This window comes from Streptomyces rhizoryzae (assembly GCF_023155275.1).
GTDB classification, from domain to species: Bacteria; Actinomycetota; Actinomycetes; order Streptomycetales; family Streptomycetaceae; genus Streptomyces; species Streptomyces rhizoryzae.
In genome coordinates, this window is record NZ_JALMUV010000090.1 from 1 (window position 1) to 9,004 (window position 9,004).

Genomic DNA, 9,004 nt, shown 5'->3' on the forward strand with positions numbered 1-9,004 from the left:
TCCTCCTCCGGAGGAACGACGCACGCCCCTACGGGGCGTCAAATTCTATTCCCCTCCGGGGAATTGATAAGCCCCTTCGGGGCTTGCTATTCCTTCGGAATAGCTGGGAATTCCTCCGGAATTCCGCATTGGGCTTCCTTGGGGTGTGCCTTGTCTGGCGTGTGACGGGCTGTTGGTTGTTCCGGGCGTAGGGCTGGCTACGGGGCGGGGGGTCTTGGCTGGCCTGGGGTGCCGTCTACCGGTCTCTTCGGGCGAGGACGGTGTCTGACTGTCAGTCACTGGCCCTTCGTTGAGTGTGGGTGGAGGGCTGGTGCCTGACGATGACTGGGCGAATGAGATGACTTGATGCTCCATCATGAGGCTTGCAGCGTAGTGGGTTTCGATGGGCTTGTAAGCTGTTCCCTGCTGAAATCATGCGTTCGAGTCCATCCTGTTTCAACTTGCTGCATCACTCCGTGATGCAGGGGTAGAGTTCGTGAAACTACGGCACCACCTCCCAGAGGCAGGAAGCACCGGGAATCCCTCACGTCGAAGGGCCGAACGATGCCGATCGAGAAATTCACCGCGCATGAAACCGTACGTCGATCCGTGCAGAAGAAAGCTACCGGAATGGACCGGAAGCAGGTAGCAGAACAGACCGAGATCGCCCGCGGTTGGGAACACACCAAATGGCGGCGCATCGGCTACGTCATGGCCCAGGAGCGCATGGAGACCTACGCCCCGCAGGCAGACCTCACGGTCGACCGGTGGGAGCGCGAACGCCTCCAGCGGATCGCCGAACCAGAAGCCGCCACAACGCCGCCCGTGGGCACGGCCGTTCGTCGGTACCGGGTCGTGGCGCAGCGCGTGGACGACGCTCACTCAGGGTGCGCCACGCTGACGAGCTTCACCGACGCCGAGTCGGTCGAGGCGGCGGTGGCCGCGGTGCGGCGGGAGAACGAGCGGCCGGGTGGCTTGTATGGCGTGCGTGGCCTGTACCGCGTCGTGCAGGTCGTGGAAGAAGACACGGTGACCGAGCCGCCTGAGGCCCGGCTGGAGGCGTTCGTGCGCAAGACGGTGCTGCCGCGCACGCATCCGAACACCACCGAGCGGCGCCGGGTGTTGGAGGCTCTGGGTGAGGCCGGCGGTCTGTGCACCGCGCGAGCGGTGAACAGCGACGGGGGCGTCATCCTCTGCACGCGCGAGGCCGGGCACTACGACCCGGACGACCTGCCGGGGTTCAAGCGCGGGAAGTCGGACGGGACGCCCCGGGAGCTGGCACCTCGCGGACGGGCTGATCTGGAGTGACGCCGGTTCAGCCTGCCCCCCGCACACTCCGGTGAGGAGGTCGGCCGGTGATCTGGAGCAAGGAAGACCTCGCACGGGACGTGGTCCGTCGGCAAGGCAACGGCATGTCCGCGGCAGAGGTAGCCGAGAAGGTCGCCGAGGCAGCAGTGCGGGAGCGAGAGACTGCCGAGCAGCTCCGGTCACCGGGCCAGGTGGTGCGGGAACCGTATGCGCCGGATCCGGAGGAACTCGCCGAGGTGTGGGCCGCGAGGCATGCCGAGTGGCGGCGCGTGCAGGCCCTGGTAGAGGCGTCGGGGTGGGAGACCTACGAGCCCGGCCGGGACAGTGCCGGCTCGGCGTGGGCCGCCGAGCGGGAGGCGCGGCGTGCGCAGGCCCTGGCCGCGCACGCCGCGCACCAGGAACGGCGGCGGGAGGCCGCGGACGAACTGCGCACCGAGGTGTGGCTGTCCGCGGGGCCGAGCCGGCGGCTGCGGGCGCTCGCCTCCCGTGCCGGGCTGACGCCGCAGGAGGTCCTGGCGCAGCTGGCGGAGCGGATGGTCATCGGCGAGGACCGCACGGTGTCGGTCCGTGCCTTTAGGCCGTCGCACTGACTTCCGTTCGGAAATTACGGACTCGTTGAATTGCTGGATTGTGCAGATGGAGGAGCAAGGAATGGGCAACAAGATGGGTGAGATTCCGCTTTTCCCGCATCAGGTGGAGTTGGTGGATGCGGTTATTCGGGGTCTTTCGGGGCCGCTGGACGGGGTGCTGCCTGCCCGGGGGTTGCGCGGGACGGTGGTGTCGGCGACCGGTACGGGCAAGACGATCTCGGCGGCGACGGCGGCGCTTCGGATGGTGCCGCGGGGGCTGGTGGGGGTGCTGGTGCCGACGCTGGACCTGCTGACGCAGACGGTGGAGGTATGGCGGGCCGTGGGGCACACGGGGCCTGCGGTGGCGGTGTGTTCGTTGGGGGCGGACCCGCTGCTGGAGGCGTTGGACGTGCGATGCACGACCAACCCGACGCAGCTGGCACTGTGGGCCGGCCAGGGGCACATGCTGGTGTTCGCCACGTACGCGAGCCTGGTGCCGCAGGGCCTGGAGGGCGACCAGGACGGCGACGAGGAAGCTGCGGCCGGCGGTGGGGCCGGGGCGCCGGGGGTGCTGGAGCAGGCGCTGCGCGGCTCGTTCGGTCAGCGGATGGGGGCTTTTGATCTGCTGGTGGTGGATGAGGCGCACCGGACCAGTGGGGCGATTGGTAAGGCGTGGGCGGTCGTTCATGACCAGGAGCGGATCCCGGCGGCGCGGCGGCTGTATATGACGGCCACACCACGGCTGTGGGCACCCTCAACCACATCGGCCGGGGCACCGGGCCGGGAGAGTGCTCCGAGCGGCTCTGAGGGCGATTCAGGGGCGTTTGGTGGGCGGTTGGTGGCCTCCATGGATGATCTTGATTTGTATGGGCCCGTTCTGTACGAGCTGGGGCTGATGGAGGCGGTGGAGCGGGGGATCCTTGCCTCCTTCGAGGTGGATGTGCTGGAGATCCGCGACCCCGAAGCCCTCGGCGAGGGCGCGGATCCCGAGGAGGTGCGCGGCCGGCGTCTTGCCGCCTTGCAGGCCGCGTTGCTCAAGCACGCCGACGCGGTCGGGGCGCGGAATCTGATGACGTTCCACTGGCGGACGATCGAGGCGATGGCGTTCGCGCGGGCGTTGCCGGAGACGGCCGCGGAGCTGCACGAGACGAGCCCCGCGATCTACCCGAAGCGGGTAGGAGCGGAGTGGCTGTGCGGCGAGCATCCGGCTGCGCACCGGCGGGTGGTGCTGGACCGGTTCGCGGACGGCCTCGACGCCGAGGGGTGGGTGACCGACTTGGGCATCCTGGCGTCGTGTCAGGTGCTCGGTGAGGGCGTCGACATCCGCGGCCGGCGCGGTGTTGATGGTGTGGTGTTCGCTGATACCCGCTCCTCGCCGGTGCAGATCGTGCAGATCACCGGCCGCGGGCTCCGCCAAGCCCCGGGTGAGGGGAAGGTGGCGCGGCTGATCGTTCCGGTCTTCCTTCAGCCCGGCGAGGACCCGCAGGAGATGATGGCGTCCGCCAGCTACCGCCCCCTTGTCGCCGTTTTGCAAGGGCTTCGTGCGCATGACGAACGGATCGTCGAGCGCATGGTCGTTGCCACCCGCGGTGCCCGCGGCAAAGCCACCTCCGTCGTTTCCCTTGACCCTCAGCACGAGGAAGAGGAGGAGGCCGTCGACGAAGACGGTGAAGAGCTGGCAGCAGCCGAAGGCCTCGGCGCCGGCGTCCCCGAGGAAGGCGAGCGCGGCGAAGCGAGGACCGGGCACGGCGAAGCCGGCCGGGACCAGGACGAGGACCAGGAGGACGAGAAGATGGGGGTGCCGTTGCTGCGGTTCTCCCTCCCCCGCAGCCCCGACGTCATCGCCGCCTTCCTACGCACTCGCGTCCTGCGGCCGGACAGTGAGGTGTGGCTCGCCGGGCTCAACGCCCTGCGCAAGTGGGTCGAGGCTGAAGGCCATGCTCAGGTGCCGATGGACGCCGTCGTACCCACCGGGGCGACCGGGGCGACCGGCACGACCGGCACGACCGGCACGACCGGGAGCAACGCCGGCGACGGCGGCACGTATGCGTTGGGGGCGTGGGTCAGCGAGCAGCGCCGCGCCTTTCGGGCCGGCACGCTGAAGGCGTGGCGGGCCGAGCTGCTGGACGAACTGGGGATGGTCTGGTCGGTCGCCGACGCCCGCTTCTACAAAAACCTCGCCGCGGCGCGGAACTACTTCGCCGTGCACCGGACGCTGGCCGCGCCCAAGGACGCTTCGATCGACGGGGTGGCGGTCGGCCAGTGGCTGGCCAACCTCCGCAAGACTGGCGGGCTGGGCAAGGACGAGGAACGCGCCACCGAGCGGCGCGGGGCGCTGGAGCGGATCGACCCGTACTGGAACCCGACATGGCCACTGGTCTGGCAGCAGCGCTACGCCGCACTCGCCGTCGTGCTGGCCGACGGAGCCACCCTCGCTGAGATCCTGCCGGGTGTGACGGTCGGCGGCCAGGACATCGGCACCTGGCTCCACGCACAGCGGCAGGGGTGGGAGCAGCTGAGCGAGGAGCAGCGCGAGCGCCTGGCCGAGCTCGGCGTCGAGGCGCTGCCGACCGTCGAGAAGGAGGCGCCGGTGAAGGCGGCGAAGGCCCGGAAGGGGGTCTCGGCGGCCTTCGAGCGGGGTATCGCCGCCCTGGCCCAGTACAAGCACCGCGAAGGACATGTGAAGGTCCCCCGGGCCCACACAGAGACCGTTGTGGTCGACGACCAGGAGCACACGGTCAAGCTGGGCGTATTTCTGTCGAACAGCAAGTCAAGGCGCGGGAAGCTCACCGCGGGCAAGCTCGCCGCACTCGCCGAACACGGCTTGGAATGGGCAACCACGTGAAGCCCTCCGTGGAGCAGGAGGTTTCCCTTGGCTGCAGCCCTGCGCCTGGAATCTTCCGTGTTGCCCCTTTCTCTGGGGAAACGACGTCATCGCTGATCTGCCGCGTTGCGAGCTGCTACGGGCTGGAAGCGAAGGTGTTGCGGTCCTGTTGGCATTGGCGCAACTCTCAATCCGGGCACGGTGGTGGGGGTGCGCGGGCGGACGCCGAGGTGCTGCTGAATGCAGCCGGACGGCAGCGCCTGGCAAGCCTGTGCGGTGTCAAGGAAGACGTGCTGGCGCGGGCGTTGCCGTCCTGGGGACAGGAGGACGCCAAGCTGTCTGCCGGAGAGGACACCATGCCGGCGGCGGCATGGCGGATCGGCGGCGCGGGACGCAAGCGCTGACCGGACCTCAATCTTCGTGGGGCAATTGAATGAACTAGGGCCTGTCTGGAGTCGTGATGACGTGGCGTGGAAAAGGGTGGAGGGGTTGATCATCGGGCTGGTAGCTTTCACTCGACCGTGAAGCCGCCCAAGGAGGTGAGACCCATGAACGCTGTATCCATGTGGGTGCTCCCCCTCTCGTCACGGTCGGGCGATTGACGCAGGTGTCGCCGGGAGCGCCTCGATAACAAGGCACTCTCGAAAGGCAACACCCTCATGCACTCTCTGCAATTCACTGCCGAGTCTTCGTCGAACGGCATGCTTGAGCGCGACTTCACTGTAGGCGATGTCCCCGGTGTCCTCTGGTCGCAGGCCTCCAAGGCAGCCGACCGCGCGCCTCTGATCCTGATGGCCCACGGTGGCGGCAACCACAAGAAGCACCCGGCGATGTCCGGCCGCGCCCGACTCCTGGTGGCCGGCTGCGGCTTCCACGTCGCCGTCATCGACGCGCCCGGTCACGGCGACCGGCCGCGCACAGCGCACGACGAGGCGGAGATCGCCGAGCTGTTCCGGGCGCGGGCGGCGGGCGAGCCGGAAGGCCCGATCGTCGTACGCTACAACGACCACCTGGCGGAGCTCGCCGTGCCCGAGTACCGGGCGATGCTGGACGCCCTCCAGGAACTCCCAGAGATCGGCACCGACGGGCAGGTCGGCTTCTGGGGCATCAACATGGGCACCGCGATCGGCATCCCGTTCGTCGCGACCGAACCCAGGATCAGCGCCGCGGTCTTCGGCCAGCACTGGCCCGACGCCCTGGCCGAGAAGGCGAAGCAGATCACCATCCCGATCGAGTTCGACCTCCAGTGGGACGACGAGCACATCACGCGCGAGGAGGGCCTCGCGCTGTTCGACGCCTTCGCCTCGAAGGAGAAGTCCCTGCATGTGAACTCGGGCAAGCACAAGGAGCTGCCCCGGTTCGAGGCCGACAGCGCGGTCAGGTTCTTCGCCCGGCACCTCGGCTGACCGATCAACTCGCCGGCCTGACCTGCTTGGTCGCGGCGTCCGGCTTGCCAGCCGGGCCTCGCGACCGCGGCCCCGGGTTGAGGCTGCGCATCCAGGTGATGGATCCGCGTAGTTGGAGCCCCGTCATGTAACTCGCGGGCGTCTTGTCGTAGCGCGTGGCCAGGTCCCGCCATGCCCGGATCTTGTTGATGCAGCGTTCCACCGTGTTGCGCTCCTTGTACCGCTCAGCGTCATGGGCCACCGGCCGACCGCCGTCCCTGCCGCGCTTCCTGCGGTTCGCGGCCTGATCGGCCTTCTCCGGGATGACCGCCTTGATCCCGCGTCTGCGCAGGTAGGCGCGGTTCGCTCGCGAGGAGTACGCCTTATCGACAGCTACCGCGTCCGGTCGGGTGCGCGGACGGCCCACCGGTCCGCGCACCTTGACCTTCTCCAACACCGCGACGAACCGGGGGCTGTCGGCTGCCTGCCCAGGTGTGAGCACGAACGCCAACGGGCGGCATCGCCGGTGGGCCGCGAGGTGGACCTTGCTGGTCAGCCCACCGCGCGAGCGACCCAGCGCCGCTGCCCTGAGCCGGGCCCGGCGACGCCGACGCAGCCGTCGGCGCTCGGCCCGCTCGAACTCCCCAGGCGGCGAGTCGCCGGCCGCCGGGGCGATTTGCCCGATTTCCTTGGCCCTTTTTCCTGCACCGCGGCCTCTTCCGGCGCCGCCAGGACCTCCGATTCCGCCACCATCCCGGCCGCGTCGTGATGGGCGCGGGCCACCGTGGAGTCCACGCTGACCAAAGACATGTCCGCCTGGCCGCGCCGAGCGGCCTCGGCGATCATCCCCTCCATTAGCGCGGCGAACATACCGACGTCGCGCCACTGGGCAAAGCGGCCGTAGACCGTCTGCCAGGCCCCGAACTCCTCAAGCATCTCTCGCCATTGGTTGCCAGTGCGAAACCGCCAGATGACGCCCTCGAACTGCTCTCGTAGGCGCTGCGGGACAGGGCCGTACCGCCCGATCGGCAGAAACGGCTCTATCAGTTCCCACTCACCATCGCTCAGTTCACGTCGCGTCACCGGAGCGTTCTACCAGCTCGGCGTGACCCTCGGGTCCGAAACAGACCGCATTGATCACGACTCCAGACAGGCCCTAGCCCGCCTGCGGGGCGCGATGTGTCCGCTTCCGGATCTCGCCAGCCTGAAGGCTGATAGCCCGCACGAGCTGCTCGTACCCTCCTGCGTGCGCCGGATCGGCAGCAGCCCGGGCGAGGGCCTCCCCCGTGAGGCTCTGGCTGACGGCGGCCAGCGTAGTGAGTGCTTCCTTGAGCGCCGCCAGGTGCTCGGGTACGTCACCGTCATCCAGTGCATCCCGGACCCGGGCCTCGGCCACCGTGGGGCGGCGCAGTTCATCAGGACGCGGGTGGCGGATCGGCCAGTGCAGGCGACCACGGGGCAGGGACTGCGCTGGTGGCGCGTCGGCTGTCGCCGCGGTGTTCCGCCTTTCGGGCACCTGCCGCTGGCCGCGCGAACTCCGCGCGCGGCCAGCGCCGCCTCGGCCTGAAGACGGCCCTCCTGCGACAGGACGTACAACACCCGAGCCGGCCGGGACGGGTGCGGCCCCTCCTCCTCGTGAAGCGTGAGCCAGCCCAGCGCGGTGAGCCGGGCAAGGATCTGCGACACCGTGCTTTTCCCGAGGTCGGCCAACTCGCCGATCCTCGCTCCCCACAACGGATCGTCCGCCGACGCCGCCAGCAACAAGCGCAGCACTTCAACCGTCGGCCCGGTCATACGAAGGGCGGGAGTCGTCACACCACCCACCACAGCGCCCCAGACCGGCGTAGGCCAAGAATGAACTACACCTCGAAAAGCACCCTCCGGGCTCCGCTGCTTCACTGACACGCAGATGACGAACCACAACCGACACTCTCGTGCAGACCACCACCCGCCACAGCGGCCACCGCACCCGACGCACCGACCGCAGCAGCAGCCTCAACCGGCCCGGGACCGGCACCACGAACGGGCTGGTCCGGCCGGGTGCAGCGGCGCTGCGCCGGGCCGGGGATAGCCCCGCCTCGTCCGTGAAGGCGGCGGCGAAGCCATCGCCAGTGGCAAACATGCCGAGCGACAGGGCCGCTCCCAAGCGGCGATCAACCACCGTGCTGCTGCACCCAGGCCGCGGCCGGCGGTCGACGGACGCCGCCGAGCCCGGCCGCCGCAGGACGTGAGCGGCGAGCGCGGCCAGGAACCGGCCGGCGGACGGAGGAAGACGCGGCCGGCGGACACAGGATATGGCCGCAACGCCGACCGAACGGCGCGGCCGACGGCCGGGACGCAGCGGCCGGACGGCGGGCAGACGCGGCCCGGCCGCGGCGCGAGCCGGCGGAGCGCGGCCGACAGCCGGAACGGCAGCGGCGCGGCGAGCGCGGCCAGGCGCAGGAACGTAGCGGAGGACGGCGACGCTGAAGGCGGCGGGCGGGACAACCGCGCGGCGGAGGGCGGGCCAGCGGGGTGCAGCAGCACAGCGCGGAGCCGGCGGAACGCGGCCGACGACCACAGGCAACCGGGACCCGGGCACGGCAGGCAGCGGCACGGGCACGGCGGCCGGGAACTGGCACGGCGGCCACGCAGCGGCAAGGAGCCGGTGCGGCCGACGGCGGGACGCAACGGCCAGGAGACCGGCAGGCACGGCCCGGCCGCGGCCCGAGCCCGCGGAACGCGGCCGACAGCCGGAACAGCGGCAGGCACGGCGCGGCAGGCCAAGCGCGGCCGCGGGCGGAGGACAGCGACGCTGAACGCGGCGGCCGGAACGACCGCGCGGCGAAGCGGCGCGGTCGGGGTGCAGCAGCACAGCGCAGAGCCGGCGGAACGCGGCCGACGACCGGGACCGCGGCGGCCGGACGGCCGGCAGGCGCGGCCCGGGCGGGACCGCCGCC

The 9,004-nt window shown here is 70.1% G+C and carries 5 protein-coding genes and 1 pseudogene; 5 read left to right on the top strand and 1 reads right to left on the bottom strand.

From position 1 onward, the window contains the following. The first annotated feature begins 543 nt into the window (after positions 1 to 543). The 5 genes from MUU72_RS34555 (at position 544) to MUU72_RS34575 (ending at position 6,086) form a co-directional block, all read left to right on the top strand. Positions 544 to 1,287, top strand: a complete 744-nt coding sequence (locus MUU72_RS34555; RefSeq protein WP_248017418.1) for a hypothetical protein — start codon at positions 544 to 546, stop codon at positions 1,285 to 1,287. A gap of 104 nt (positions 1,288 to 1,391) precedes the next feature. Then, positions 1,392 to 1,877, top strand: coding sequence for a hypothetical protein (locus tag MUU72_RS34560; RefSeq protein ID WP_248017419.1), 486 nt, complete (start codon positions 1,392 to 1,394; stop codon positions 1,875 to 1,877). Between the two features lie 61 nt (positions 1,878 to 1,938). Next, positions 1,939 to 4,701, top strand: a complete 2,763-nt coding sequence (locus MUU72_RS34565) for a DEAD/DEAH box helicase (protein ID WP_248017420.1) — start codon at positions 1,939 to 1,941, stop codon at positions 4,699 to 4,701. 209 nt (positions 4,702 to 4,910) lie between these two features. Next, positions 4,911 to 5,084 (top strand): hypothetical protein, encoded by a 174-nt coding sequence (locus MUU72_RS34570; RefSeq protein ID WP_248017421.1) that lies wholly within the window; start codon positions 4,911 to 4,913, stop codon positions 5,082 to 5,084. 255 nt (positions 5,085 to 5,339) lie between these two features. After that, positions 5,340 to 6,086: an alpha/beta hydrolase family protein gene (locus MUU72_RS34575; protein ID WP_248017422.1), complete on the top strand. Its 747-nt coding sequence runs from the start codon at positions 5,340 to 5,342 to the stop codon at positions 6,084 to 6,086. 79 nt (positions 6,087 to 6,165) lie between these two features. Here MUU72_RS34575 and MUU72_RS34580 read toward each other — a convergent pair. Then, positions 6,166 to 7,148 (bottom strand): annotated as a pseudogene (locus tag MUU72_RS34580) (IS5 family transposase); the annotation flags it as partial. Between the last annotated feature and the right edge of the window lie 1,856 nt (positions 7,149 to 9,004).